The 25,792-nt window shown below is 61.9% G+C and carries 24 protein-coding genes and 2 riboswitches; of the genes, 8 read left to right on the top strand and 16 right to left on the bottom strand.

The features are described from left to right. Positions 1-6: 6 nt before the first annotated feature. Both AC3WP7_RS21635 and AC3WP7_RS21630 read left to right on the top strand, forming a co-directional pair. Positions 7-2,235 carry a TonB-dependent siderophore receptor gene (locus tag AC3WP7_RS21635; RefSeq protein WP_102592825.1) on the top strand — a complete coding sequence of 743 codons (2,229 nt, stop codon included), beginning with the start codon at positions 7-9 and terminating at the stop codon, positions 2,233-2,235. A gap of 144 nt (positions 2,236-2,379) precedes the next feature. Beyond that, positions 2,380-2,601 (top strand): hypothetical protein, encoded by a 222-nt coding sequence (locus AC3WP7_RS21630; protein WP_093127534.1) that lies wholly within the window; start codon positions 2,380-2,382, stop codon positions 2,599-2,601. A gap of 90 nt (positions 2,602-2,691) precedes the next feature. Here AC3WP7_RS21630 and AC3WP7_RS21625 read toward each other — a convergent pair whose 3' ends face one another. The 4 genes from AC3WP7_RS21625 to AC3WP7_RS21610 form a co-directional block, all read right to left on the bottom strand. Then, positions 2,692-3,183, bottom strand: coding sequence for a GNAT family N-acetyltransferase (locus tag AC3WP7_RS21625; protein WP_093127531.1), 492 nt, complete (start codon positions 3,181-3,183; stop codon positions 2,692-2,694). Positions 3,184-3,356: 173 nt separating this feature from the next. Further along, the gene (gene zapE, locus AC3WP7_RS21620) at positions 3,357-4,460 is read right to left on the bottom strand and encodes a cell division protein ZapE (protein WP_102592826.1); all 1,104 of its coding nucleotides are present in this window, start codon (positions 4,458-4,460) and stop codon (positions 3,357-3,359) included. A gap of 15 nt (positions 4,461-4,475) precedes the next feature. Continuing rightward, positions 4,476-4,811 (bottom strand): nuclear transport factor 2 family protein, encoded by a 336-nt coding sequence (locus tag AC3WP7_RS21615; protein WP_071490655.1) that lies wholly within the window; start codon positions 4,809-4,811, stop codon positions 4,476-4,478. A gap of 52 nt (positions 4,812-4,863) precedes the next feature. Next, on the bottom strand, positions 4,864-5,580 hold the full coding sequence (locus tag AC3WP7_RS21610) for a helix-turn-helix transcriptional regulator (protein ID WP_093127521.1): 717 nt from the start codon (positions 5,578-5,580) through the stop codon (positions 4,864-4,866). Positions 5,581-5,741: 161 nt separating this feature from the next. On the opposite strand from AC3WP7_RS21610, the gene AC3WP7_RS21605 reads away from it, so the two are divergent. Next, positions 5,742-6,788, top strand: a complete 1,047-nt coding sequence (locus tag AC3WP7_RS21605) for an aldo/keto reductase (RefSeq protein ID WP_093127518.1) — start codon at positions 5,742-5,744, stop codon at positions 6,786-6,788. Between the two features lie 52 nt (positions 6,789-6,840). On the opposite strand, the gene pepN is transcribed toward AC3WP7_RS21605, so the two are convergent. From pepN to AC3WP7_RS21575, 6 genes are read right to left on the bottom strand one after another with little or no spacing between them, the layout of a single operon-like run. Continuing rightward, the gene (gene pepN / locus AC3WP7_RS21600) at positions 6,841-9,498 is read right to left on the bottom strand and encodes an aminopeptidase N (RefSeq protein ID WP_093127515.1); all 2,658 of its coding nucleotides are present in this window, start codon (positions 9,496-9,498) and stop codon (positions 6,841-6,843) included. Between the two features lie 13 nt (positions 9,499-9,511). After that, positions 9,512-10,342 carry a DUF2797 domain-containing protein gene (locus AC3WP7_RS21595; RefSeq protein ID WP_093514517.1) on the bottom strand — a complete coding sequence of 277 codons (831 nt, stop codon included), beginning with the start codon at positions 10,340-10,342 and terminating at the stop codon, positions 9,512-9,514. Next, positions 10,339-10,599 (bottom strand): YeaC family protein, encoded by a 261-nt coding sequence (locus AC3WP7_RS21590; protein WP_017528545.1) that lies wholly within the window; start codon positions 10,597-10,599, stop codon positions 10,339-10,341. Before AC3WP7_RS21590 ends, AC3WP7_RS21595 begins: the two co-directional genes overlap by 4 nt. Positions 10,600-10,613: 14 nt before the next feature. Continuing rightward, positions 10,614-11,483 carry a rhomboid family intramembrane serine protease gene (locus tag AC3WP7_RS21585; protein WP_093530407.1) on the bottom strand — a complete coding sequence of 290 codons (870 nt, stop codon included), beginning with the start codon at positions 11,481-11,483 and terminating at the stop codon, positions 10,614-10,616. Next, positions 11,480-12,454, bottom strand: a complete 975-nt coding sequence (locus AC3WP7_RS21580; protein ID WP_162276401.1) for a metallophosphoesterase — start codon at positions 12,452-12,454, stop codon at positions 11,480-11,482. The genes AC3WP7_RS21585 and AC3WP7_RS21580 overlap by 4 nt, the downstream gene beginning before the upstream one ends. After that, positions 12,451-13,341 carry an NAD(+) kinase gene (locus tag AC3WP7_RS21575; RefSeq protein ID WP_003217892.1) on the bottom strand — a complete coding sequence of 297 codons (891 nt, stop codon included), beginning with the start codon at positions 13,339-13,341 and terminating at the stop codon, positions 12,451-12,453. The genes AC3WP7_RS21580 and AC3WP7_RS21575 overlap by 4 nt, the downstream gene beginning before the upstream one ends. A 145-nt stretch (positions 13,342-13,486) precedes the next feature. Here AC3WP7_RS21575 and AC3WP7_RS21570 point away from each other — a divergent pair, with 145 nt between their 5' ends. Further along, positions 13,487-14,434: a DUF1853 family protein gene (locus tag AC3WP7_RS21570; RefSeq protein WP_093127508.1), complete on the top strand. Its 948-nt coding sequence runs from the start codon at positions 13,487-13,489 to the stop codon at positions 14,432-14,434. A gap of 133 nt (positions 14,435-14,567) precedes the next feature. Here AC3WP7_RS21570 and AC3WP7_RS21565 read toward each other — a convergent pair whose 3' ends face one another. The 4 genes from AC3WP7_RS21565 to cobW are packed head-to-tail and all read right to left on the bottom strand — an operon-like array spanning position 14,568 to position 21,051. Continuing rightward, the gene (locus AC3WP7_RS21565; protein ID WP_102592827.1) at positions 14,568-15,299 is read right to left on the bottom strand and encodes a vWA domain-containing protein; all 732 of its coding nucleotides are present in this window, start codon (positions 15,297-15,299) and stop codon (positions 14,568-14,570) included. Beyond that, positions 15,224-16,225, bottom strand: a complete 1,002-nt coding sequence (locus tag AC3WP7_RS21560) for a magnesium chelatase ATPase subunit I (RefSeq protein WP_102592828.1) — start codon at positions 16,223-16,225, stop codon at positions 15,224-15,226. Before AC3WP7_RS21560 ends, AC3WP7_RS21565 begins: the two co-directional genes overlap by 76 nt. Beyond that, positions 16,225-19,986 carry a cobaltochelatase subunit CobN gene (gene cobN / locus AC3WP7_RS21555; protein WP_102592829.1) on the bottom strand — a complete coding sequence of 1,254 codons (3,762 nt, stop codon included), beginning with the start codon at positions 19,984-19,986 and terminating at the stop codon, positions 16,225-16,227. The genes AC3WP7_RS21560 and cobN overlap by 1 nt, the downstream gene beginning before the upstream one ends. A gap of 3 nt (positions 19,987-19,989) precedes the next feature. After that, positions 19,990-21,051, bottom strand: coding sequence for a cobalamin biosynthesis protein CobW (gene cobW, locus AC3WP7_RS21550; protein ID WP_071490665.1), 1,062 nt, complete (start codon positions 21,049-21,051; stop codon positions 19,990-19,992). 93 nt (positions 21,052-21,144) lie between these two features. Next, positions 21,145-21,344: riboswitch (cobalamin riboswitch) on the bottom strand. Positions 21,345-21,468: 124 nt separating this feature from the next. Next, positions 21,469-21,674, top strand: a riboswitch (cobalamin riboswitch). Between the two features lie 97 nt (positions 21,675-21,771). On the opposite strand from cobW, the gene AC3WP7_RS21545 reads away from it, so the two are divergent. From AC3WP7_RS21545 to cobM, 4 genes are all read left to right on the top strand, one after another. Further along, entirely contained in the window at positions 21,772-21,960 is a 189-nt protein-coding gene (locus AC3WP7_RS21545) for a CbtB domain-containing protein (RefSeq protein ID WP_093127496.1), read from the top strand. Between the two features lie 11 nt (positions 21,961-21,971). Beyond that, entirely contained in the window at positions 21,972-22,673 is a 702-nt protein-coding gene (locus tag AC3WP7_RS21540) for a CbtA family protein (RefSeq protein WP_102593301.1), read from the top strand. Next, positions 22,670-23,062: a cobalamin biosynthesis protein gene (locus AC3WP7_RS21535; RefSeq protein WP_102593302.1), complete on the top strand. Its 393-nt coding sequence runs from the start codon at positions 22,670-22,672 to the stop codon at positions 23,060-23,062. Before AC3WP7_RS21540 ends, AC3WP7_RS21535 begins: the two co-directional genes overlap by 4 nt. A gap of 69 nt (positions 23,063-23,131) precedes the next feature. Continuing rightward, entirely contained in the window at positions 23,132-23,878 is a 747-nt protein-coding gene (gene cobM, locus AC3WP7_RS21530; protein ID WP_093127489.1) for a precorrin-4 C(11)-methyltransferase, read from the top strand. A gap of 185 nt (positions 23,879-24,063) precedes the next feature. Here the strand turns inward: cobM and nfuA are convergent, their stop codons facing one another. After that, positions 24,064-24,648 carry a Fe-S biogenesis protein NfuA gene (nfuA, locus tag AC3WP7_RS21525; RefSeq protein WP_003173594.1) on the bottom strand — a complete coding sequence of 195 codons (585 nt, stop codon included), beginning with the start codon at positions 24,646-24,648 and terminating at the stop codon, positions 24,064-24,066. A 59-nt stretch (positions 24,649-24,707) separates the two neighbouring features. Then, positions 24,708-25,730, bottom strand: coding sequence for an acyltransferase family protein (locus AC3WP7_RS21520; RefSeq protein WP_102592990.1), 1,023 nt, complete (start codon positions 25,728-25,730; stop codon positions 24,708-24,710). Positions 25,731-25,792: the final 62 nt, after the last annotated feature.

The following is a 25,792-nucleotide window of genomic DNA, read 5'->3' as shown; positions in this document are numbered from 1 at the left end:
TCCGCGATGTTCGCGCCTTTCACCCGTTCCATGACGCTCACCATCGGCCTCTTCAGCGTGGTGGCAAGCCCCGACCTACTGGCTGAAACCGACCCCGAAAACAAAGCCCTCGAGCTGCGGTCCACCAGCATCACCGCCGAAGGCCTGGGTGCCACCACCGAACACACCGGGGCCTACACCACCGGCTCGATGAGCACCGCCACGCGGCTGAACCTGTCGGTCAAGGAAACCCCGCAATCGATCTCGGTGATCACTCGCCAGCAGATGGATGATTTCAATCTCAATACCTTGACCGAAGTGCTGCGCCAGACCACCGGGGTCAACGTCCAGCACAACGACTCCGACCGCGTGTCCTATTCCTCTCGTGGCTACGGCATCAACAACTTCCAGATTGATGGGATGCTCAACACGTTCGGCTACATGAAGTCCGATTCCGACACCATCATCTACGACCGCATCGAGGTGGTTCGCGGTGCTACCGGCTTGACCACCGGCGCCGGCGACCCCTCGGCCACGGTCAATATGGTGCGCAAGCGCCCCACCGCCCAGTGGCAGGCGAAAACCGGGGTGAGCGGTGGCAGCCATGACAACTACTACAGCTTCGTGGATGTCGGCGGCCCGTTGGCGTACGACGGCAAGCTGCGCGGGCGTACAGTGCTGGCCTATCGCGACAGCCAATCCTTCCGTGACAACTACGCGCTGCAGCGGGCAGTCGGCTACGGCATCCTCGAAGGCGACCTGTCGGACGACACCGTGCTGGCGGTCGGTTTTGATTACCAGGACAAAAAGGTACAGGGCACTTCCTGGGGCACCGTGCCCTACTGGAACAGCCAGGGTGGCAAGGCCGGACTGTCACGTTCCACCAATATGGCAGCGCACTGGAGTTCCTGGCCGCTGACCGACAAGACCACCTTTGCCAGCCTCGACCACCGCCTGGGCGGCGACTGGCACTTGAAGGCGGCCTACACCCATCGCCAGAGCGACACGGACGGCAAGGTCTACTACGGCGGCGCGGGGTTCCCCAACGACGACCGCAGTGGCATGACGGCCTGGGCCAGCCATATGCGCGGCACCTCGAGAATGGAGGCGGTAGATCTCAACCTGGCCGGCAGCTATGCGCTGCTGGGCCGCGAGCATGAACTGATGGTGGGTTATGGCGAAGCCACACAGCGGGACGTCTCGCCAGTGATGCGCGACAACATCCCGGACGGCTACTACAGCATCGAAGACTGGAAATACATGGGCGGGATCGGCAAGTTTCCCGACACCGTGACCGGCCTCAAGGGTGAGCACAGCAGCAAGCAACAGAAAGCCGGCTACCTGGCCACGCGCCTGAGCCTGACCGAGCGCCTGCATGCGGTACTCGGCAGCCGTTATGGCAGCTGGGAGCTGGAAAGCGCGGCGCCTGAATACACGGCCAATGACCAATTGCTCAGGGCCAACAAGACCCGCCAGACCCACAATGATATGTGGACGCCCTACGCCGGGCTGCTCTACGACATCACCCCGGAGTACACCGCCTACGCCAGCTACACCGACATCTTCAAGCCGCAGAGCCTCAAGGACGTCAGCAACAAATACCTGGAGCCCGTGGTGGGCAGCAACTATGAAGTGGGGCTCAAGGGGAGCTTGTTGCAGGAGCGCTTGAACGTAGCGGCCGCCTATTTCTGGAGCAAGCAGGACAACGTCGCGGAACGGGATGACTCCGTACCGCCGAACCCGATCACGGGCGAGGAGTACTACAAGTCAGGCGGCAAGGGTAACAAAGTGAGCGGCTTCGAGCTTGAGGTGGCCGGCGAGGTGATGCCGGACTGGAATCTCACGGCCGGCTACACCTATACCCACTCGGTGAATGGCACGGACAAACGCAACAACACCGGCCAACCGCTAAACCTGCTGAAGGTTTCCAGTGCCTACCGCTTACCCGGTGCATGGCGCAACCTGACGGTAGGCGGTGCCGTGAACTGGCAGAGCGATATCCATGAATTCGGCAACCGGCCAACGGGGGCCCGTGACAGCGAGGGAAATCGAATCACCACACGGGCAAAGATCACTCAGCAGGCCTACAGCGTGGTCAACCTGATGTCCCGCTACCAGTTCGACGAACATGTTACGGCATCGCTTAACGTCAACAATCTATTTGATAAAAAGTATTACGAGCGCGTTGGCTTTTATAACGGCGTGTATTGGGGTGACCCACGCTCGGTCACCTTGGCTTTGGACTGGAAGCTGTAGGATTTTTTAACCAAAAGTTAACGAAATTGTTAGCTTTTGGTTTTTCTGGCGTTAATTCCTACTTAATAAACTCTCTCCACACTCGCCCCATGAATCTGATCAAGGACAGAGCGGATACCGATCACACTTACCGGAAACACTGCCATGAAACTTTCTACCCTGATAGTTGCCAGCCTGATGACCTTGACCTCCGCCGCCGCCTTCGCCGAAGGTGGCTCGGAGCGTTCCAAGGCGTTCTACAAGGACTTTACCTTCGTGCAGCAACAAACCCACGGCACCGCTGAACAAACCGCGCTGGCCGATGGAAAGAGCGTGAAGAAAGAAACCGCTGACAAGTCCGCTGCCGAGCAACAACCAAACACTTGATGTAACCGTATTAACCCTTTGCCATCCCGCTCCTTTGGCCAAGGTCAACTTTGGCGCCATTCAATGGCGCCTTTTTTTGCCTGTAATTTATTAAAGCGGTTTGCTCCAGAACAACATGCGCCCGTGGGCCGGATCAAACTTCGAGTCATCAAAACCAAACTTGCGATACGCCGCTTGAGCCACCGCATTACCCTCCAGTACCTCCAGGGTGATCTTGCAGCAGCCACGCTGACGGGCGATTTCCTCGACCTTTTGCAGCATTTTCTGGCTCAGCCCCAAACCACGGAATGCATCCATCACCACCACGTCGTGGACATTGACCAAAGGACGGCAGACAAACGTGGAAAACCCTTCAAAACAATTGACCAGACCCGCCGGTTCTCCCCCCACAAACGCCAGCACGCTGAACGCATGGGGCCGTTTGGCCAGCTCGCCCGGCAGTTGCTCCAGGAGGTCGGCGGGCAGGCTGTGACCACCGCCCATCGGGTCTTCGGCATAATGGTTGAGCACGCGGCCGATGGCGTCGGCATGCACGGGGTTGGTGTAGCTGGCTTGCAGCACCAGGATGTCTGGGGTGTCCATGTCCTTCCTCGATCACGATTACAAGGGATTCGGCTCCCTGTGAGGGGCACGATTGTAAGCGTGGAGCGAGCGCCAGATGAAGGAGATTAACTACAAATATGCGCATGAATACGCGAACGTTGCGTGGTTGAAAAAGCGCAATCAGACGATTCCTGGATTTTTTCGTACGGGCGTCAGCCAAAACGCTGCAACTGCATTTCTTGCAGCCGGCTGAGTGTCCTGCGAAAGGGAAACGCCAGGTAGCCCTCGGTATAAAGTCGCTCCAGCGGCACCTGGGCCTCGATGAACAGCGGTACTTTACGGTCGTAGCACTCATCCACCAGGGCGATAAACCGACGCACGCTGTCATCGTGCACCGACAGCGCCGGCAACTCACGGTCGCCGGCCACTACACGCTGAACGCCATCCTCGGTGCCACGGGCAATCCGGCCAGGACGCTGTTGCGCGCTGAGGTTGGGGACTTCGCCAATCAGGATGGCCTTGAAGCGATCGCACAGCAGCATGAAATCCATGGCCGCCAGCGGTTGTTCGCACAGGTCGGCGTAACGGCACCAGAGCACGGTGTCGCTGGACTGCACGGCGACGATGGCGCGATGCCCCACGACAATCGGCCCGCTGCGGGTTGGCTCGCCCTGGGCCAAGCGCTGGAACACGCACGCCAGCGCCTCGGGTTGATTGACCCAGTAGCGCTGGAGTCCTACACCCGGATGCAACCGGTGATCCTCTCCCCCATCCACCGCAACCACATGCATGTGCTGCTTGATCGCTGCAATGCCCGGCAAAAAGCGCTCGCGGTTGAAGCCATCGGCATACAGCTGGTCAGGTGGTTGGTTGGAGGTGCAGACCATCACGACGCCTTCTTCGAACATCACCTGGAACAGCCGCCCGAGGATAATCGCGTCACCGATGTCATTGACGAACAATTCGTCGAAGCACAGCACACGCACTGCCTGGCTCAGTTCCCGGGCCAGGGCCTGCAAGGGGTTGTGGGTGCCGGTCAGTTGGAACAGACGCTGATGCACCCACTGCATGAAGTGATGGAAATGCTGGCGCCGCGCGGGCACTCGCAGGCTTTGATGGAACTGGTCCATCAGCCAGGTCTTGCCCCGCCCCACCGGGCCCCACAGGTACACGCCAGTGATCGGCGCATGGCCGTGGTGCAGGGCTTGGTGGCAGGCTTGCAGGGCATCCACCGCGCGGCGCTGGGCAGCGTCGGCGACGAAACCCTGTTGGGCAACGGCGTGTTGGTAGGCAGCGAGGGGCGTGTCGAAAGTCATGCCCGCCAGTATGAACTACAGCGAAATATCCAGCCGCGAAATCTTGCCCTGCTCGTTCAAGCGAAAGGTGTAGCGCAGCTCCAAGGGGCTGCCCGGAAAATTGCCGGACACGATATTGCTGACCAACACCTTGCCGGTACGGTGTTGCACCTTGAGCACTTCGACCCGCGGCTGATAACGACGCCCGGTGTCTTCCATCCAGCGTGCTATGGCGGCGGCGCCCACCTGGTGCTGGCCTTCATCGAACACATTGGCATCCTCGGCAAAACACTGGGCGATAGCCGAGGTGTCACGGGTATTGGCCGCTGCGATATAGGCCACGATGGCCGGCGCCAACTCAGGGATAGACATGGCACAGCTCCTTTCTTGGTGATTTGTAGTGCCATGCTAAGCCAGGATCGTGTCAGTTTTTGTCAGGAGTGAAGGGACCGGATTCATTCTGTTCCATCAGCTTGCGCCAGGCCCGCAGCCAATCGCTGCGCCGGCCCGGGTAACGCTCACCGGGCACCTCGGCACTCGCCACGCGGTCGGTGCGAAAGGTGCGATAGGCACCGCGCAACTCACACCAGGCCACAATCACCCGTACTTCATTCAGAAAGCCCAGGGCCAGGGGCCAGATCAGCCGTTGGCTCTGGGTCTGGCTGGCGTCGGCGTAATCGATCTGCAGCTTGGCCTGGTTGCGAATGGCCTCGCGGAACACATTGAGCGGCACGCGGTTTTCCGGGTAACCAAACCCCGGCGGGCCAGGCAGCAGTGTCGGGTTGCGCAAGGCTTCCTGGGCGGCGGGGTCGAGTACATCGGCGATCTTCGCCAGAGCATTGGCCGCAGCGCGACTGAGCACCTCGTCGCCACGCTGGTCGACATAACGCAGGCCGAGCACGATGGCTTCGGTTTCCTCGGCGTTCAACATCAAGGGTGGCAGAAACAAGCCACTGCGCAACACATACCCTACCCCCGCCTCACCAAAAATCGGCGCGCCCAAGGCAGTCAATTCGGCGATATCGCGATACAGCGTGCGCTCGGACACCTCCAACTGCGCCGCCAGCACGGCAGCGGTCACGGGACGTTTCTTGCCCCGCAGGGCCTGGAGCAAAGTCAGTAGACGAGTGGTTCGCGACACAGGAACGCCTGCCGAGAATAGAAAAGTGACGCAGCTTAACAGAGCCCCCTGTCAGAAAACGTCAGCAGTAAAAAAGCCCCCTTGACCGAATACATTACCAAGATCATATTAAATACATGTTACTAAACATGTAAGAAAATCACTGCCTCAGGAGTCCTTGTATGCGCAATAAAGTCTTTGGCCGCCGCAGCGGCCTGCAGGTATCCGAACTGGCCTTGGGCACCGGTAATTTCGGTACGGGCTGGGGCCATGGCGCCGAACGCGACGAAGCCAAGGCGATTTTTGACGGGTACCTCGAAGCCGGGGGCAATTTCCTCGATACCGCCAATGGCTACCAGTTCGGTCAGGCCGAAAAGCTGCTGGGGGAATTTATCGCCTCGGAACGCGACAACCTGGTGGTGGCCACCAAGTACACCCTGCGCACCGAACCGTCCGATGAGGGCACGATCCGGCTCGGTAACAACCGCAAGAACCTGGTGCGCTCGGTGGAAGAAAGCCTCAAGCGCCTGAACACCGACCGCATCGACCTGCTCTGGGCGCACATGAGCGACAACGTCACGCCCATGGAAGAGATCCTGCGCGGTCTCGATGATCTGGTGCGCGCCGGCAAGATCCACTACGCCGGCCTGTCCAACTTCCCCGCCTGGCGCATTGCCCGCGCTGACCTGTTGGCCGAGGTACGCAGTTTCGCGCCGATCATCGGCATCCAGGTGGAATACAGCCTGGTCGAGCGCAGCGCCGACCGCGAGCTGCTGCCAATGGCCGAAGCATTGGGGCTGGCCGCCACGCTGTGGTCGCCCCTGGGCGGTGGCTTCCTGACCGGCAAGTACCGCAACACCCAGGACGACAACCGCGCCAACAAACTCGGGATCCTGGTGCACGCCGAACACACTGCGCGTGAAACCGCAGTGCTCGATACGCTGCTGGCGGTTGCCGGTGAAATCGACGCCACACCGACCCACGTCGCCATCGCCTGGCTGCGGGACAAGGCCCGGCGCTCGACCACCGCGCTGGTCCCGATCCTCGGCTCGCGCACCCGCGCCCAGCTGGACAGCACCCTCGGCGCGTTGAATGTGCATCTGTCGGCCGAGCAAGTCACCCGCCTTGACACCGCCAGTGCCATCCCGCTGGGCGTGCCGCACGGGATCATCGCAGAGCGCTTCCCCGTCGATAACGGCCTGGACACCCCGCGACCACCGGTTATCTGAGGCGAAAAAAAACGGCCTGTCGAACAGGCCGTTTTTTATTCAACGATGCAACTCAGGCAAGGCTCTTACTGACCACCTCGAACACATCACTCGACAACTCACCGGACGCCAGAATGCGCTCCAGCTCGGCTTTCATCAACGCCTGGCGCGCGCTGTCGTATTTACGCCAGCGGGTCAGCGGCGCCAACTGGCGCGAAGCGATCTGCGGGTTCAAGCCATTCAACTGGATCACCAGGTCCGCCAGGAAGCGATAGCCCGAACCGTCCGCCGCGTGGAAGTTGATCAGGTTCTGCCCGGCAAAGGCACCGATCAAGGCGCGTACCTTGTTCGGGTTCTTGAGGGTGAACGCCGGGTGCTCCATCAACGCCTTGACCCGCGCCAGCCCGCCCGGCAACGTGCTGCCAGCCTGCACGCTGAACCACTGGTCCATGACCAGCGGGTTGTCCTTGAAGTTCTCGGCAAACACCGCCAGCGCCTGGGCTTTCTCTGCCTCGAACGGCGAATTCACCAGCACCGCCAGCGCGGTCAGGCGCTCGGTCATGTTGTCGGCAGTGTCGAATTGCTCGATGGTCGCCGCCAACACCTCTGGCTTACCGCTGAGCATCAGGTACGACAGCGCGATGTTCTGCAACGCACGACGGGCGAAGTGCTCGGCGGCCGCCACGTACGGCGTTTGTCTGGACAGCTCGCGATTGGCCTGGTAACGCAACCACAGCGCCTCGTGCAGGTTGTCCGCCAGTTGCTTGCGCGCAAACTCACGGGCGGCGTGGATGGCATCCACATCCGCCACGTCGCTGATTTCGGTCAGGTAGGCTTCACCCGGCAACGACAGCATTTCCGCGACCATCGCCTGATCCAGGCTTTCATCACTCAGCACGCTGCGCAGCGCAGTGATCAAGCGCTGATCCATCTTCAAGGCCTGGCCCTGTTGATGCTGCTCAATCAACTCCTGCAGCACCTGCACCGACAACTGCTGGCCGGCGTCCCAACGGTTGAAACCGTCACTGTCATGCTGCATCAGGAACATCAGTTGGTCGCGGCTGTACGGGAAGCTCAGCTTCACCGGCGCCGAGAACCCGCGCAGCAGCGAAGGCAACGGCTGTTCGGCGATATCAACGAAGGTAAACGTCTGCTCGGCCTCGGTCACCGAAATCACCCGCGACGTGCCTCCCGCAGCCTTCTCACCGGCCAGGCGCAAGGCAATGCCAGCGCCCTTCCCGTCCAGCAAGCCCAGCTCCACCGGAATTACGAACGGCAGTTTTTCCACCTTGTCCGGGGTTTGCGGGCAGCTCTGGCGGAAGGTCAGGCTGTAGGTTTTCGCCGCCGCATCGTAGGACTCGCTCACCGCCAGGCGCGGCGTACCGGCCTGGCTGTACCAGCGCTTGAACTGGGTCAGGTCGGCGCCGTTGGCGTCCTCCATGGCCTTGATGAAGTCGTCGCAGGTCACGGCCTGGCCGTCATGGCGTTCAAAGTACAGGTCGCTGCCCTTGCGGAAGCCTTCGGCGCCGAGCAAGGTGTGGATCATGCCGACCACTTCCGAGCCCTTTTCGTACACGGTCAGGGTGTAGAAGTTGGAGATCTCGATGAAGCTGTCCGGGCGCACCGCGTGGGCCATCGGACCGGCGTCTTCGGCGAACTGATGGGTACGCAGGTACGCCACGTCCTGGATGCGCTTGACCGTGGCCGAGTTCATGTCGGCGGAGAATTGCGAGTCACGGTAAACGGTGAAGCCTTCCTTGAGCGACAGCTGGAACCAGTCGCGGCAGGTCACGCGGTTGCCCGACCAGTTATGGAAGTATTCATGGGCAACGATCGCCTCGACCCGCTGGTGCGCGGCGTCGGTGGCAGTTTCGGCACGGGCCAGCACGGCGCTGGAGTTGAAGATGTTGAGGCCCTTGTTTTCCATGGCGCCCATGTTGAAATCGTTCACCGCGACGATCATGAAGATGTCGAGGTCGTACTCACGGCCATAGGTTTCTTCGTCCCAGCGCATGGACTTTTTCAGGCTGGTCATGGCGTGCTGGCACTTGTCGATGTTTTCCGGCTCGACGTAGATGCGCAGCGCCACGGTGCGGTCGGTCATGGTGGTGAAGGTATCTTCGACACACCACAGATCGCCGGCCACCAGGGCGAACAGGTAAGCCGGTTTCTTGAACGGATCTTCCCAGGTTGCCCAATGGCGGCCGTCCTCACCCGGACCGCTGGCGATCGGGTTGCCGTTGGACAGCAGGATCGGGTAGCGGTGTTGCTCGGCGATCACCGTGGTGGTGAAGGTGCTCATCACATCCGGGCGATCGAGGTAATAGGTGATCTTGCGAAAGCCCTCGGCCTCGCACTGGGTGCAGAACATGCTGCCGGACTTGTACAGGCCTTCCAGGGCAGTGTTGGTTTCCGGATGGATTTTTACCGTGGTATCCAGGGTAAACGTCGCGCTTTGCGGATGCACCGTCAGGTGGCTGTCGGTCAGCTCGTAGTCACCAGCGCTCAGTGCCTGATCGGCCAGGTTCACGCTCAACAGCTCCAGCTGCTGGCCGTCCAGCACCAACGGCGGCAAACCGGCGCCGCGCTCGGGATTGCGGCGCATCACCAGTTGCGCGTGGACCAGGCTGTGGTCCTCGAACAACTCGAAGGTCAGGTGGGTCTCGTCGATCAGGTAGTCCGGCGCCTGATAGTCCTTGAGGTAAATCATCTTCGGTTGTTCGGTGCGCATGGGTGGCATCCTTCTACTGATGCACGGCGAGCTGGTAGGCCGTGTACTTACGAATATTGATCACGCCGGTATCGAAGATCAGGTACTGGCCCTTGATCCCCAGCAGCGTGCCTTCGGCAATCGGGTTCTTGTCCAGGTTGAAGCTGACGATCTTCGCCGGATACTGCTCCACCGGGTAGCGGATTTCGAGCGGCTCGATGTCGGTGACCGGTTGGATGGCCTGCAGGCCAAAGCGTTCCTGCAAACCCAGCAGGCCGTCAGCACAGGCGGCGAACAGTTGGTCACGCACCTGCTTGAGGTCGACGGACTGGGCGTCGCCCTTGAGCAGCGCACGCCAGTTGGTCTTGTCGGCCACTTGGCTGCGGAACAGGTCTTCGACAAAACCTGACTGCTGGCGGGTAGCCACGCGCATGATCGGCAGCGCCTGGCTCGCGCCCTGGTCGAGCCAGCGCGTCGGCAACTGGGTGGCACGGGTGATGCCGACCTTGATCCCTGACGAGTTCGCCAGGTACACCACATGGTCGGTCATGCAGAATTTCTCGCCCCAGCCTGGATCGCGGCAGGTGCCGGCGTCGTAATGGCAACGCTCGGGGCTCATGATGCACAGGTCACACTGGGCCAGCTTGGTCATGCACGGGTAGCAATACCCCTGGCTGAAGCTGGTCTTGGTCTTGCGGCCGCAATGGCTGCAATGGATGGCACCGAGGTATTCCAGGCGCACATGGGTGCCGATCAACGGGTTGACCGGCACCTCGGCGTCGCCCAGTCGAAACGCGTATTGAACGGTCGGCTCACCGAGTTGCGCCGACATCTTGCTGACTGCACCGCGACCAATTTCAATCAATGGATCGCATCCGACTTGAACAGAATGTTCGGCACGGTGGTCGATTTCGACTGGCATTCCTGCGGGCCCATGTAGCCGGTGCGCTGGTCTTCCGGCAGGTTCTGGATTTCCCAGGCGATCACCGCCTGCAACGACAGCTCGCGCTGTTCGGCAGTGAGCTTGCGGCCATCGGACCACTTGCCGATTTCCACGGCGAGCTTGAGGCTCTCGTAGATATCCGGGGTGATGTTTTCGATCATTTCAGCAAAAGAGGACATGAGGCTCTTCCTTATCAAATAGACGATTTGCGACGGCTGTACAGCCCGCCCAGCAAACCTGTCAGGCAACCGATGACCAAGCCGCCGACATGGGCCGCGTTGGCGATTTCGCCGAAACCGATCATCGAGACCAGCCCCGACAGGCAGAGCAGCAGCCAGACCAGCATCATCACCAGTACCCCACGGGGCAGGCGATAGGCCGGGTTGGGCGACAGCAGTTGAAAAATCCAGCAATGCCCGAGCAGGCCATACAACACGCCGGACAACCCACCGAACAGACCGGGGCCACCATAAGCGTATTGAGCGTAGTTGGAGACCAGGCTGAACAACAGGGTCAGGCCCAGCAAGTTGATACTGCCCTGGCGCGCCTCTATGCGCCGGCCCAACTCCCAGTACCACATGCCATTCATGGCCAGGTGCAGGATGCCGAAGTGGATCAGCATCGGCGTGACCAAGCGCCACCACTGCCCCGCCGCCAGACTGTCGGCCAGCGGCGTGAACTGGATGTACTCGCCGATAATGCGAAACTGCAGGAATGTCAGCCAGCTCATGGCTTGCAGGTTTTCACCGAGCAAGGTCACCGCGCCGACGATGATGCTTGCCAGCAACACCAGAGCGGTCAATGGGCTGTGCCGCAGTTGCTGGACAAATCCAGGGCGCCTGTTCGCTGCCTGTTCGGGAATATCCAGTTGCCGGTCCGGGTCACCGGCGGGAAAGCGCTGGTACAGCACGCGCACGTCGTCGCTGATGGTCTCGGGTACCCATAACACTTGCTCCCCGGCCTCTTCACTGACGCGATGGGGCACCTGCATGCGTTGCAGCAATTGGATAAAGCCGCCCAGGTCCACACTCAGTGGCAGGCGCAATACGGCCACGGTACTCATTGGATGACCTCGGGCCGCTCAACGTCGACCCAGACGAATTTATTCGGGTCCAGCCGCGTTTCCTGATCCAGGCGGTACGCCACCAGCTTGCCGTACAGCACCGCGCTGTAGTCCAGGCAGGCCAGGTTCGGGCGGATCGGCGCCGGTTTGCCACTGCGCCAGTAATGCCCGACGAACAACAGCGGTTCATCGACGCCGTAGCGCAGCAGGGAATTCTTTTCGGTGGACGACAACGGTGTACGCGCCACCGGCTCGGGCAGTGCATCGGGCTGGAACACGATATCGCCGTAGGTCTTGGGGTCGTCTTCCCAGAACTTGGTGCGGAAGAACGAGCGCGTCAGGCCATCGCCACCGGTCAACGTGAGGCCGTCCGGCAAACGCATGTCGGTGCCGCGCAACAGGCGGTCGAACGCATTGCAGGCAAAACTGCCCGGCACGGCGGCGGCCTGCAGGAAGTGCTGGTCGATGCAGCCGTCCGGGAAGGTGCCACGCAGCGGCTGGATAAAGCCATCATCCCAGCACGCATGCACCACACGGAAGCGCCCGGCGTCGACAAACAGCGGCATGTCATAGAACCAGCCGAGGAAGTCGTGCCAGTCGGCCGGGTGATGTTCGAACTGGGTCAGGGTCTCGTGGATCAACCGTGCATGCCGTGGGTTGTGCTCACGCACGAACTGCCTGCCACTGCCCGGCGGTGCCGGTGTGGTCCAGCCCAGGGCGTTGAACTCGTGGTTGCCCATGATGCACAGCGCCTGGCCGGCCTCGGTCATGTCGTGGACGATATGCAGCGCCTCGCGGATGCGCGGGCCACGGTCGATGATATCGCCGAGGAACACCGCCATACGCGTTGGATGGCGCCAGGTGCCGCCCTGCTTGTGGTAGCCCAACAGGTCGAGCAAGTGCTCAAGGGTATGGGCGCAACCGTGCACGTCACCAATCAGGTCGTAGCTACGCGCGGGATCGAGCATCAGTCGCCTCCACCCCCCAAGCGGCTGCCCCAGCCCAGCTTGGTGCGGCACACTTCGTAGTAGTTGTGGTCCAGCGGGTGGATCAACCGCAACTTCTGTGCCTTCTTGCTCACGGTGATGGTGTCACCGGGGGCGCAGGTGAAATGGTTCTGCCCGTCACACGAGACCTGCGGGTAGATCTGCATATCTTTGGACACCACGATTTTCAGTTCACTGTTGCCGTCGACCACAATCGGCCTGCTCGACAACATATGGGGATACATCGGCACGATCACAATGGCATCCAGCTTGGGATGCATGATCGGGCCACCCGCCGACAGCGCGTAGGCGGTGGAGCCGGTAGGCGTGGCAACGATCAGGCCGTCGGCCTTCTGGCTGCACACGAACTGGCCGTCGATATACAGTTCGAACTCGATCATCCGCGTGGACTTGCCGGGGTGCAGCACCACGTCATTGAGCGCATCGCCCTGGCCGATGGCTTCGCCGTGGCGGCGCACTTCTGCCTGCAGCAGGAAGCGGTTCTCCACCAGGTAATGACCGTCGAGCACCTTGGCCACTTCGACTTCCAGCTCATCCGGGCGGATATCGGTGAGGAACCCCAGGCTGCCCCGGTTGATCCCCAGCACCGGCACGTTATGCCGCGCCAGGGCACGGGCCGCGCCGAGCAGGCTGCCGTCGCCGCCGACCACGATGACCATGTCGCAGACTTCACCGAGCATCTTGCGCGACGAGGTCTGCAGGCCGTGGCCCGGCAGGATTTCAGCGATGGTGTCTTCGAGGATCACATGCAGGTGACGCTCCAGCAGGAATTTTTTCAGCCGGCGGACGGTGTCCAACACCTGGGTACTGCCCAGGCGACCGATAATGCCGATATTGCGAAATTGCTCCATGGGGCTCCTGCGGGATGTGGAGTGTGGCAAAAAAGAACGATTATGGGCGAAAGGCCGTCTCAGGCAAAATCCTTTGTCGCCGTGAAGCCTTGATGACAACGGTTCTCAGCCACCTTCAGCGCCGTTAAAAGGCTATGCTCGGACCATGACTGTGTTCCCCGATCTGCACAACCTGCCCCGCCAGCTGCGCCACCCCGAGGTGCGCGACCTGGCGTGGGTGATGCTCGCCCCGCCGATGCTCGCGCAAACGCCATGGCCACAACGTCACCCGCTGGCCGGCAGCGACTGGGTGCAGGCGCCGCATCTGCTGGAACGCTGGCTACGCCAACTGGACCAGGACAGCAGCGCCTTGCAGCAGTGGCTGAGCCTGTCACGTACGCGCCGCCTGGGCCTGTATTACGAACGCCTGTGGCAGTTTGCGGTGCAGCATGCGCCGGGCGTGGAATTGCTGGCCGCCAACCTGCCGATCCGCCGTGCCGGGCACACCCTCGGCGAGCTGGACATGTTGCTGCGCGACCGCGATGGCGTGCATCACCTGGAACTGGCGATCAAGCTGTATCTGGGCCCGCAGGACGGTAACGGCCAGGACACTGCGCAATGGCTCGGCCCGGGCTGTCATGATCGACTGGACCGCAAGCTGGCGCATCTGGCCCAGCATCAGTTGCCGATATCGTCACGGGCGGAAAGCCGTGAAGTGCTGGCCGCGTTGGATGTCCAACAGTTTGATGCGCATTTATGGTTGGGGGGCTACCTGCTCTACCCCTGGCCCGGCCAGGCCATGGCTCCCAGTGGCGCGCATCCGCAGCATTTGCGTGGGCGCTGGTTGCATCAGCGTGACTGGCAGGCGTTTGTCAGCCTCAGCCAACCGGGCCGTTGGCAGCCCCTGCCCCGGCATGCCTGGCTGGCGCCGGCGCACTACCCCACGGAAGAAGTGTGGAGCGAACAACAGATGCACGGCTGGCTGGCCGACCTGGACCCGATGGCTCCGGCGCAGCTGCTGGTGCGGCTGGTACAGGTGGGTGAGGATTGGGAGGAAGCCGAGCGGTTGTTTCTGGTGGCGGATCTTTGGCCGAATGTGCCGGGGGCGGGCTGACAGTTTTGCGCTGTCTTTTAGGGCCTCATCGGGGGCAAGCCCCCTCCCACACTTGACTCTATTCACAAATACAAATGTGTGAACCCAATCCAATGTGGGAGGGGGCTTGCCCCCGATAGGGCCGGTGCAGGCACTACAACTGGTCGATATGCCGATACTCCAGCTGCAACCCAAAAGCCAACTCCTGAGCCCTGCCCAACCTGATCGGCCCCCGCTCGATATCCACCAGCAACCCAGTGCAATCCAACACCGGCAACCCGCCAATCTCCTTAAGCCGCCCATCGGTAATCACTAACAGCCGCTGCTGCTCCGCCGGATAGCGCTTGCGCCGCAATGCCAGCCAATTTCCGGCCTCGACAAGCGCCGCCAGCAATGGCGTACCGCCGCCCGCGCCCAACTGCGCCAGCCAACCCGCCAGACCCTTGGCCGCTTTCAACCCCTGCACCTGCCACTTCGGCGCCTGCCCGCTGGCCGTCAACAGTGCCAGGCGCGACCGCTGGCGGTAGGCGTCGTCAAACAACTGCGCCAACAAGCCCTTGGCGTCGGAGAGCGCTCGATGTCGTCGGGTGGACGCCGACGCATCGACAATCACCAACCACAGCTCATGGGCCGCACGACTGCGCAGGTGAAACAGCAAGTCCTCTCTCGTTTGCGGCCGACCGCCAAGCAAGGTGCCCGGCCAGTTGATCGCGCCCTGCTTCGCGCTGCGTGCCTTGCCTTGCCTGCCGTTGCCTAGTCGCCCTGCCTTGGGTCGCGCATCCGCCCCCGCGTCAGGTCGAGGGCGAATGCCTAGGGCTTTTTTGGCCAGGCGGGCACTTCCCGGCGTGCGCCAGTGGGCAGCGCCGGTGCGGGCATATCGCCCCATTGGCCTTGACCGGGCGAGGTGTCGGAGGGTTTCGGCGACTGCCCTTCACTCGGCGGGCTGGCCGGTGGAGGAGACTGTTCCTGACGGCGATGGCGAAGAGCGAATTCAGCAACCGCTTGGATATCTTCCTCGGCAATGGCACTGGCTCCCCGCCAAGCGGCATGAGCCCTGGCACCGCGCAACCAGACAAGGTCCGCACGCAGGCCATCGACCCCCGCCGCAAAGCAGCGCTCGGTGATCTGCGCCAGCGCCAGGTCATCCAGTGCAATGCTGTCGAGCCGCGCCCGTGCCTGGGTGCAACGCTCGCGCAATGCCGCTTGTGGCACGTCCCACTGCGTGCAAAAGGCAACAGGGTCGCTGTCGAAATCCAGGCGACGCCGGATGATCTGCCCACGCTCGGCCGGCAAGGTCTGCCCGCTCAAGGCCACGTTGAAACCGAAGCGATCGAGCAGTTGCGGGCGCAACTCGCCCTCCTCCGGGTTCATGGTGCCGATCAGCACGAAGCGCGCCGAATGGCGATGGGAAATGCCATCGCGCTCGATCAGGTTGGTGCCGCTGGCAGCCACATCCAGCAGCAGGTCCACCAGATGGTCGGGCAGCAAATTGACTTCATCGACGTACAGCACGCCGCCGTCGGCCTTGGCCAATACACCGGGGGAGAATTGCGCCCGGCCTTCGCCCAATGCGGCGTCCAGGTCCAGCGTGCCGACCAGGCGCTCTTCAGTGGCGCCCAAGGGCAAGGTCACGAACTGACCACTGGCCAGCAGGTCGGCCAGACCCCGCGCCAGGGTGGACTTGGCCATGCCGCGCGGGCCTTCGATCAGCACACCGCCAATCTTCGGGTCGATAGCGGTCAGGCACAGCGCCAGTTTCAGGTCATCGGCGCCGACCACGGCGGACAGCGGGAAATGGGGAATATCAGTCATCAGCTGTCTTCTTCTATATCCAGCAACAGGTTTTCCAACGCCTCGCGGTATGCCCCCGGTTCCTGCCACATGCCCCGCTGCTGGGCTTCCAGCATGCGCTCGGTCATGTCGCGCAGTGCATCGGGGTTGTGCTGTTGCACAAAGGCCCGGGTGTCGGGGTCGAGCAAGTAGGCGTCGGCCAACAGTGCGTATTGGTGATCGTCAATCAGTGCGGTGGTGGCGTCGAAGGCGAACAGATTGTCCACCGTCGCGGCCATTTCAAACGCACCTTTATAGCCATGGCGCTTCACGCCTTCGATCCACTTGGGGTTGGCGGCGCGGGAACGGATCACCCGGTTCAGCTCTTCCTTCAACGTGCGGATCTTCGGCAGGTCAGGCTGGCTATGGTCACCGTGGTAGCTGGCGGCCTTGTCGCCGCTCAGGGTTTCCACGGCAGCGAGCATGCCACCCTGGAATTGGTAGTAATCGTTGGAATCGAGCAGGTCGTGCTCGCGGTTGTCCTGGTTCTGCAAAACGGCCTGCACCTGGCTCAGGCGCTGGGCGAATTGCCCGCGGGCGGCAGTACCTTCGTCGGAACCGCCATAGGCGTAGCCGCCCCAATTCAGGTAAACCTCGGCCAAGTCTTCACGGCTTTGCCAGAGACGCCCGTCGATCGCGCCCTGCACGCCCGCACCGTAGGCGCCGGGCTTGGCACCAAAGATGCGCCAGCCGGCCTGTTTTGCCGCGGCCTCTGCGTCCAGGCCCGAAGCCAGCAACGCTTCACGCTCACTGCGCACCTTGGCGGCCAGCGGGTTCAGATCGTCAGGTTCGTCCAGCGCAGCCACCGCCTGCACCGCCGCATCGAACAGGCGGATCAGATTGGCAAAGGCATCCCGGAAGAAACCGGACACGCGCAACGTCACATCAACGCGCGGACGATCGAGCAGGCTGACGGGCAGGATTTCAAAGTCATCCACGCGCTGACTGCCCGTCGCCCATACAGGGCGCACGCCCATCAGCGCCATGGCCTGGGCGATGTCATCGCCGCCGGTGCGCATGGTCGCGGTCCCCCAAACCGACAAGCCGAGTTGGCGCAGGTGGTCGCCATGGTCTTGCAGGTGCCGCTCCAGAATCAGGTTGGCGGATTGAAAACCGATGCGCCAGGCGGTGGTGGTAGGCAGGTTGCGCACATCGACGGTGAAGAAGTTGCGCCCGGTCGGCAACACATCCAAACGCCCACGACTCGGCGCACCACTGGGGCCAGCGGGCACGAAACGGCCGCTCAAGGCATCCAGCAAACCGCGCATTTCTGCCGGGCCACAGGCATCCAGCCGAGGTGCCACGACAATACGCAGGCTTTCGATTACGGCCTTCACGTCCTCCCAACCGGGCTCTTCCAATTGCTCAAGCGGCCCTTCCAGGGCTTGCTCGATCAATCGCGCCGCGTAAAGCTCCAAGCGTTCACGGGTATCGCCGGCGGTACGCCACAACTGCCCGTCGATCTTCTGTAGCACCAGCGGCCGGCGTCCGGTCCAGGGTTCGGCCAGGGCGCAGTCCAGCGGGTCGAAGCCCAGTTCGAAGGCCTTGGCCAGCACGCGCAGCAAGCTCGAATGCGGGCCACGGCCATCGCCACGCGGGATGCGCAGCAGTGCCAGCAAGGTATCGATACGCAGGCGACCCTCGGGTGACTCGCCAAAAATATGCAGGCCGTCGCGGATCTGCGATTCCTTCAAGTCGCACAGGTAGGTGTCCAGGCGCGGCAACCACACGGCGGCATCGGCGTCGCTCTCCAGCTCAAGCTCCTGGTCGATGCGGGTTTCGCGCACCAGCTTGAGAATGTCCTTCTGCAGCTCCAGGGCGCGGCGCGGATCGAGCAACTGCGCTTCGTAATATTCGTCCGCCAGCAGCTCCAGGTTACGCAGCGGGCCGTAGGTTTCGGCACGGGTCAGCGGCGGCATCAGGTGGTCGATGATGACTGCCTGGGTGCGCCGCTTGGCCTGGGCGCCCTCGCCCGGGTCATTGACAATAAACGGATATATATTCGGCAGCGGCCCCAGCAACGCATCGGGCCAGCAGTTTTCCGACAGGCCCACGCCCTTGCCCGGCAGCCACTCCAGGTTGCCGTGCTTGCCCACATGGATCACGCCGTGGGCGCCGTAGGTGTGGCGCAGCCAGAAGTAGAACGCCAGGTACGCGTGGGGCGGCACCAGGTCCGGGTCGTGGTACACGGCGCTGGCGTCCACCTGGTAACCCCGCGCCGGCTGGACGCCGATAAACGTCAGGCCCAGGCGCAGGCCGGCGATCATCAGGCGACCGTCGCGACACATCGGATCGTTCTGCGGCGCGCCCCAGCGCTCCAGCACCGCCTGGCGATTGGCTTCGGGCAGGCACTGGAACATCGCCTCGTACTCGTCCAGGCCCAGGCTTTGATGGCAAGGGCGCAGGTCGAGGCTGTGCAGGTCGTTGGTGACGCCGCCGAGCAACTCGTGGATCAACGCCGTGCCACACTCCGGCAATACGTCCGGCAGCGCATAGCCTTCGGCTTGCAAGGCACGCAGGATGTTCAGCGCCGCCGCCGGTGTATCCAGGCCCACGCCGTTGCCGATGCGACCGTCGCGGGTCGGGTAGTTGGCGAGGATCAGCGCAACGCGTTTCTCCGCATTCGGCACCCTCGCCAACTCGACCCAACGCCGCGCCAGCTCGGCGACAAAATCCATGCGTTCCGGCGCAGCGCGGTAGCACACCACATCCGACTGGCTGCGTTCGCTGCGCCAGGCCAGGTCCTTGAAGCTGATGGGCCGGCTGATGATGCGCCCATCCAGCTCCGGCAACGCGATGTGCATCGCCAGGTCGCGGGGGCCGAGGCCCTGCTCGCTGGCCTCCCAGCCGGGCTGGTTGTCCTGGGCACAAATGGCCTGGATCACCGGGATATTGCGGCGAAACGGGCGCAAATGCGGCGCTTCGGGGCTGGATTGGGCGAAGCCGGTGGTATTGAGGATCACCGCCGCGCCGACCTCATCCAGCAGGTCTTCGACCACCGCCAGGCAGCCGGGCTCTTTCAAACTGGCGACCGCCATCGGCAACGGGTTAAGCCCCGCTGCGTGCAGGCGCTGGCAGAACACATCGATAAAACCGGTATTGGCCGCCTGCAAATGGGAGCGGTAGAACAACACCGCCGCCACCGGCCAGTCGGCGTTCCAGTCTGCCTGCCAATGGTTCAGGCGGGCGCTGGCGTGGTGCGGGTGATAGATCGCCGTGCGTGGCAGGGTTTGGGGCTCGGCCCAGGCATAGTCGCGGCACAGGTAGGCGCTGGCCAGGCAACGATAGAAATCCAGGGCATTGCCCAGGCCGCCCTGACGCAGGAAGTGCCACAGCCGATCACGCGCTTCGGCACCGACGGTGCTCAGCCCGCTGAGTTCCGGGTCCGGGCGATCATCCCCCGGCACCAGGATCAGCTGCACACCGCGCTCGGCCAACTCCACCAGACGCTCGATGCCGTAGCGCCAGTAACCGATACCGCCATGCAGCGAAATCAGGATGACCTTGGCGTGGCGCAGCACCTCATCGACGTACAAGTCGACCGAGGCATGGTTCTGCACCTGCATCGGGTTGGCCAGGCGCAGGCTCGGGTAGTCGTCGGGCAATTGCTGGGCCGCTTCGGCCAGCAGCGCCAGGCTGGAATCGCCGCTGCACAGGATCACCAGGTCAGCGGGGGTTTGGCCAAGGTCGGCAATATTGTCGTCCGAGACGAAACCACCGGGCTGGGTCCTGAGCAGGTGCATGGGTCAGACGCTGAGGGCGGCGCGCAGTTGCGCTTCGAGGCCCGCCGCGTCCAGTTCCTGGCCGATCAGCACCAGGCGCGTGGTGCGCGCTTCTTCAGCGCCCCAGGCGCGGTCGAAGTGTTTGTCGAACCGCGTGCCCACACCCTGGATCAGCAGGCGCATCGGTTTGTTCGGGATGGCGGCGAAACCTTTGACGCGCAGGATGCCGTGTTGCACCACCAGTTGCGTCAGGGCATCGAGCAGCAGTGCTTCATCGGCTTGCGGCAAGTCGATGGAAATCGAGTCAAACGCATCGTGGTCGTGGTCGTCTTCACCTTCGTGGTGATGATCGTGGTGGCTGTGGCGGCCGTCGATGTGCTCTTCGGAACCGGCGCCCAGGCCGATCAATACGTCCAGGGGCAAGCGACCACTGCTGGCTTCGACGATCTTCACCGCCGGCGGCAGCTCCTCGGCGACTTCCAGGCGCACGCGAGCCAGGTCTTCGGCATTGATCAGGTCGGCCTTGTTGAGGATCACCAGGTCGGCGCTCGCCAGTTGATCGGCGAACAACTCGTGCAACGGCGATTCGTGGTCCAGGTTCGGGTCGAGTTTGCGCTGTGCGTCCACCTGGTCCGGGAAGGCAGCGAAAGTGCCGGCGGCGACGGCTGGGCTGTCGACCACGGTGATCACCGCATCCACGGTGCAGGCACTGCGGATTTCCGGCCACTGGAAGGCTTGCACCAATGGCTTGGGCAATGCCAGGCCGGAAGTTTCAATGAGGATATGGTCGAGATCGCCGCGGCGGGCGACCAATTCGCGCATCACCGGGAAGAATTCTTCCTGCACGGTGCAGCACAGGCAGCCATTGGCCAATTCGTAGACGCGGCCGTTGGCCTCTTCTTCGGTGCAACCGATGGAGCACTGCTTGAGGATTTCACCGTCGATGCCCAGCTCGCCGAATTCGTTGACGATCACCGCGATGCGACGGCCCTGGGCGTTGTCCAGCATGTGGCGCAGCAAGGTGGTCTTACCCGAGCCGAGGAAGCCGGTGACGATGGTAACGGGGAGTTTGGCCAGTGTTTTCATCGGATGCCCTTGGGGGCGGGCATATGGGACGATTGGCGCTGCGACGGCGCGCAGCAGCGGATTTCGTCACCGGATCACCCCGCCCGGTTGAAGTAGAAAATCGGTTGCGAGGCAGGTCTCCTGGCTTGGGGCTTGCGGGTCTTGCGACCGGCGCTGGCTGCGCCTTCCCGCCTTGTCGGCAGTGGCGTGGCAGTCAGCTGAACCCTTTACAGTTGCGGGGGCAGCCGCGGCTTGGACCGCGTTCCCTTCTTAGCTTCGGCCTGGGCCGAAGAACCTCGAGGGTGCAAGGCTACGCAGTGCTTGGGGGATGGTCAATGATGGGGTTGGGTTGGCTTGAGTACATATCCATTGCTGCGGTAACGGACATGCCCCCAGAACGCACATCCCCAATTGACTCCCCTCCCACCCCCATGCTCTCCTACACATCTTGTTTCGGGTGCCCTGCAAAGGGTGAAACGGGAAACCGGTGACTCATGCACACACGCATGACAGTCCGGTGCTGCCCCCGCAACGGTAAGCGAGCGAAACGTCATATCCACTGTGCCAGTCGGCATGGGAAGGCGACGTTTTCAGGCATTGAGCCCCTCGCAAGCCCGGAGACCGGCCCGAAAAAATCAGATAACAAACCCGCGGTGGGCGGGCGCTGTTCAAAGCCCTGCGTGCCTGGCTCGCGGGGCTTTCATGCGCTCGTTTCACCCTGACACCTGAAAGGGACGCGCCATGTCGATCATCAGCAGCACTTCGCACGCCACCAGCAGCACCTCTACCTTGGGCCAACGCCTGACCGCCGCCATCGGTGCGTCGATCCTCGGCGCGTGCCTGGTGTATTTCGCCGGCTTCTCGCATATCGAGGCGGTACACAACGCTGCCCACGATACCCGCCACAGCGCCGCGTTCCCGTGCCACTGAGGCTTGCCGACATGATCAAGCGTATTGCGCAAACCGCAGGTTTCACCGGCCTTCTGGCTGCCCTGTTGCTGACTTTGCTGCAAAGTTTCTGGGTCGCCCCGCTGATTCTGCAGGCGGAGACCTTTGAAAAGGCCCCGGCAGCGACTGAACTGCACGAACACGCCGACGGCGCAACTGCACATACCCATGACGCCGAAGCCTGGGAGCCTGAAGACGGCTGGCAGCGCGTGCTGTCCACCACGGGTGGAAACCTGGTGGTCGCCGTTGGCTTCGCCCTGATGCTGGCCGGCCTGTACACCCTGCGTGCACCAACCCGTACCGCCCAAGGCCTGCTCTGGGGCCTGGCGGGTTATGCGACCTTTGTACTGGCGCCTACCCTGGGCCTGCCGCCCGAGCTGCCGGGCACCGCCGCCGCTGACCTGGCACAACGGCAGATCTGGTGGATCGGTACTGCCGCGTCTACTGCAGCCGGTATCGCGCTGATCGTGTTCGGTCGCAACTGGCTGCTCAAGGCGCTGGGCGCGGCAATCCTGGTGGTGCCGCACGTGATCGGCGCGCCACAACCGCAAGTGCATTCGATGCTGGCCCCGGAAGCACTGGAAGCGCAGTTCAAGATTGCTTCGCAGCTGACCAACGTGGCGTTCTGGCTGGCCCTCGGCCTGATCAGCGCCTGGCTGTTCCGCCGCAACCGTGACGATCGATACTCGGCGTGAAACTGGTCGTCGGCCTGGGCTGCCGGGAGGGCTGTGATGTCCACACTCTGCTGGCCTTGTTTGACGCCGCCCTCGTCGAGGGCGGTATCGAGCGCCACCGTATCACTGCGCTGGCCAGTCTTGATCGCAAACAGGAAGAACCCGGGCTACTGGCCTTGGCCGCGCGGCTGAACCTGCCGTTGCAGTGTTTCAACGCTGAACGACTGGCGATTTATGCCGACCGGCTGAGCCATAAATCGGACGTGGCTTTTGCCCACACCGGCTGTTACGGCATCGCCGAAAGCGCCGCCCTGGCCCTGGCCGAACAGCTCGCCAACGCCCCTGCGCACCTGCTGATCACCCGCCAGAAAACCGCCCTGGCCACCTTTGCATTGGCGTGCGCCGACTGAAAACCCGATAATCGCCCCTTTCGATCATGAGCAGATTTCATGCTCGCCCGTTTTTCATCAGGATTTCCCATGACCGTCTACTTCATCGGCGCAGGCCCCGGCGACCCGGAATTGATCACCGTCAAAGGCCAACGGCTGATCCGCAGTTGCCCGGTGATCATCTATGCCGGCTCGCTGGTGCCGGCGGCGGTACTGGAAGGTCATCAGGCAGAAACGGTGACCAACAGCGCCGAACTGCACCTGGAACAGATCATCGACCTGATCAAGGCCGCCCATGCCAAGGGCCAGGATGTGGCACGCGTGCACTCCGGCGACCCCAGCCTGTATGGCGCGATCGGCGAGCAGATCCGCCATTTGCGCGACCTGGGCATCCCGTTCCAGATCATCCCTGGCGTTACGGCGGTGGCCGCTTGCGCGGCCCTGCTGGAAACCGAGCTGACCCTGCCCGACATTGCCCAGAGCGTGATTCTGACCCGCTACGCGGATAAAACCAGCATGCCGGCCGGTGAGGACTTCGACAGCCTGGCGCGACATGGCACCACCATGGCGATTCATCTGGGGGTCAACCACCTGGACAGGATCGTCGCCGAACTGCTGCCCCATTATGGCGCGGATTGTCCGGTTGCCGTGGTGCACCGGGCGACGTGGCCCGATCAGGATTGGGCGGTCGGAACCCTCAGTGACATCGCTGCAAAAGTGGCGACCAAAGGGTTTCGGCGTACGGCGTTGATTGTGGTGGGTCGGGTGTTGGCGAGTGACAGTTTCAGTGAGTCATCGTTGTATCGGGCGGGGCATGCGCATCTTTATCGATCTTGATATTCAACATCACAAAACATTTACAACATATTGATTTTATTGAGTAAATTTATTAAAAAAAATCTGACAGCCCAGCTTTCGCAATGAACACTCAACATTAGATAGATAGCGTAATCTATTGAATTTAAAGCAAAAAAAACGGCGCTCACGGGGCGCCGTTTTTATGTCCGCAGCGAACGCCTTACTCAGTAGTAGGCGTTTTCTTTCTGCGTGTGGTCGGTCACGTCACGTACGCCCTTGAGCTCCGGAATACGCTCGAGCAAGGTGCGCTCGATGCCTTCGCGCAGGGTCACGTCCGCCTGGCCACAACCCTGGCAGCCACCGCCGAACTTGAGCACGGCAATACCGTCTTCAACCACGTCGATCAGGCTGACCTGGCCGCCGTGACTGGCCAGACCTGGGTTGATCTCGGTCTGCAGGTAGTAGTTGATACGCTCGTTGACCGGGCTGTCAGCGTTGACGTTCGGCACCTTGGCGTTCGGTGCCTTGATGGTCAATTGGCCGCCCATGCGGTCGGTGGCGTAATCGACCACGGCATCGTCAAGGAAAGCTTCGCTGAAGGCATCGATGTACGCGGTGAAGCTTTTCAGCCCCAGGGCGGTGTCTTCAGGCTTCTCTTCGCCGGGCTTGCAGTAGGCAATGCACGTCTCGGCGTATTGGGTGCCGGGCTGGGTGATAAAGACGCGGATGCCGATACCCGGGGTGTTCTGCTTGGACAGCAGGTCGGCCAGGTAATCGTGGGCGGCGTCGGTAATGGTTATGGCAGTCATGGAAACTCCTCACAGGCTTGCCGGCAGTTTACGCCAAAATATTACGCAGGTACAAAGTCCTAGTATTTTTGTCGGGCAATAGATTCCGGCCCCTCTATGTCAAGCCAGCGCTTGAGGGCGCGATAGGTTCCCTTTTCAAGCCATTGGTAGCTCCAATATGAGCCCAACGCTATTGCTGCGATGCACACCAGCAGCATCGCGTAGGGATCTATTCCCATACTCTTGGCAATCAATAGCCCAGCAGCGAGTACCGGCACGTGGATCAAGTAAACCGAGTAAGAGCAGTCTCCCAGCATCTTCAAAAGGCGGGAGCCCTGAAAGTAGGGTTCCAACGCCACACAACTGATCACCAACACAGCGCTTGGCACCCCCCACTCCAACGAACGCGGTAGATTTGCCCCGTGATAAATCGCCACTGACGAGACCAGGATACCCAATAACGGCAACCATGAGCCGGACCGGCACAGGCCACATCGGTACAGCATGCCGATGGCAATACCCATCAGAAAGTCGAGAATAATGTCATTCCTGTAAAAACCGCTGGCTAGACCCAGGGCGGGGCCGATGTAACACACAAGATAAAGCAGTGCCGCGACAACCCACAGCCGATAGGATTGCCGAACGAACAAAGAGAAGGAAAACAGCAGATAAAACAGCATCAAGAAGTTCAGGGTCCACCCGACGCCCAGCAGAGGGTAAACCTCCACACCCGGCGGGCTCGGGGCGGCAATGAACAGCAGCGACATCAACACATAGCCCGGCTCGATATTCTCGTACGGAAACATCGCAGGCACAGTCGCAACCAGCAGCATCATGAGCAGGGTATAAAACCAATACGCCGGAACGATTCTTGCCACACGCATGAGCATGAAACGCCAAGGTGTCAGGGTTTTGTCCGCAGTCGAAAGAAAAATCACAAACCCGCTGATAACAAAAAATATATCGACCCTGACCCCGCCTGTTTCGACCAACAGGTCCTCCAGCCAGTTATGCGCCTCAAAGTCGAAAAACAACTGTACGAAGTGAACCCCCACCACCATCCACGCCGCCAAGGCACGTAGCGCTTGCACTGAAATCAACATGATCGGAATACCTGTTCCATTCCCGCAAGATAGATATCCGACCGCTTCAGCACCCGCTCAGA

This window comes from Pseudomonas sp. FW305-3-2-15-C-LB1 (assembly GCF_058787615.1).
This window is presented reverse-complemented; position numbering and strand designations above follow the sequence as displayed.

What these genes read in the sequence shown, in the direction of transcription:
- cobN (WP_102592829.1), bottom strand. Translation starts at nt 19,986, where the DNA reads ATGCACCTGCTCAGGACCCAGCCCGGTGGTTTCGTCTCGGACGACAAT.
- AC3WP7_RS21545 (WP_093127496.1), top strand. Translation starts at nt 21,772, where the DNA reads ATGTCGATCATCAGCAGCACTTCGCACGCCACCAGCAGCACCTCTACC.
- AC3WP7_RS21520 (WP_102592990.1), bottom strand. Translation starts at nt 25,730, where the DNA reads ATGTTGATTTCAGTGCAAGCGCTACGTGCCTTGGCGGCGTGGATGGTG.
- AC3WP7_RS21560 (WP_102592828.1), bottom strand. Translation starts at nt 16,225, where the DNA reads ATGACTGATATTCCCCATTTCCCGCTGTCCGCCGTGGTCGGCGCCGAT.
- AC3WP7_RS21605 (WP_093127518.1), top strand. Translation starts at nt 5,742, where the DNA reads ATGCGCAATAAAGTCTTTGGCCGCCGCAGCGGCCTGCAGGTATCCGAA.
- nfuA (WP_003173594.1), bottom strand. Translation starts at nt 24,648, where the DNA reads ATGACTGCCATAACCATTACCGACGCCGCCCACGATTACCTGGCCGAC.
- AC3WP7_RS21575 (WP_003217892.1), bottom strand. Translation starts at nt 13,341, where the DNA reads ATGGAGCAATTTCGCAATATCGGCATTATCGGTCGCCTGGGCAGTACC.
- AC3WP7_RS21590 (WP_017528545.1), bottom strand. Translation starts at nt 10,599, where the DNA reads ATGTCCTCTTTTGCTGAAATGATCGAAAACATCACCCCGGATATCTAC.
- AC3WP7_RS21615 (WP_071490655.1), bottom strand. Translation starts at nt 4,811, where the DNA reads ATGTCTATCCCTGAGTTGGCGCCGGCCATCGTGGCCTATATCGCAGCG.
- zapE (WP_102592826.1), bottom strand. Translation starts at nt 4,460, where the DNA reads ATGACTTTCGACACGCCCCTCGCTGCCTACCAACACGCCGTTGCCCAA.
- cobW (WP_071490665.1), bottom strand. Translation starts at nt 21,051, where the DNA reads ATGAAAACACTGGCCAAACTCCCCGTTACCATCGTCACCGGCTTCCTC.
- AC3WP7_RS21625 (WP_093127531.1), bottom strand. Translation starts at nt 3,183, where the DNA reads ATGGACACCCCAGACATCCTGGTGCTGCAAGCCAGCTACACCAACCCC.
- AC3WP7_RS21635 (WP_102592825.1), top strand. Translation starts at nt 7, where the DNA reads ATGTTCGCGCCTTTCACCCGTTCCATGACGCTCACCATCGGCCTCTTC.
- AC3WP7_RS21585 (WP_093530407.1), bottom strand. Translation starts at nt 11,483, where the DNA reads ATGAGTACCGTGGCCGTATTGCGCCTGCCACTGAGTGTGGACCTGGGC.
- AC3WP7_RS21540 (WP_102593301.1), top strand. Translation starts at nt 21,972, where the DNA reads ATGATCAAGCGTATTGCGCAAACCGCAGGTTTCACCGGCCTTCTGGCT.
- AC3WP7_RS21565 (WP_102592827.1), bottom strand. Translation starts at nt 15,299, where the DNA reads ATGGGGCGATATGCCCGCACCGGCGCTGCCCACTGGCGCACGCCGGGA.
- AC3WP7_RS21570 (WP_093127508.1), top strand. Translation starts at nt 13,487, where the DNA reads ATGACTGTGTTCCCCGATCTGCACAACCTGCCCCGCCAGCTGCGCCAC.
- cobM (WP_093127489.1), top strand. Translation starts at nt 23,132, where the DNA reads ATGACCGTCTACTTCATCGGCGCAGGCCCCGGCGACCCGGAATTGATC.
- AC3WP7_RS21630 (WP_093127534.1), top strand. Translation starts at nt 2,380, where the DNA reads ATGAAACTTTCTACCCTGATAGTTGCCAGCCTGATGACCTTGACCTCC.
- pepN (WP_093127515.1), bottom strand. Translation starts at nt 9,498, where the DNA reads ATGCGCACCGAACAACCGAAGATGATTTACCTCAAGGACTATCAGGCG.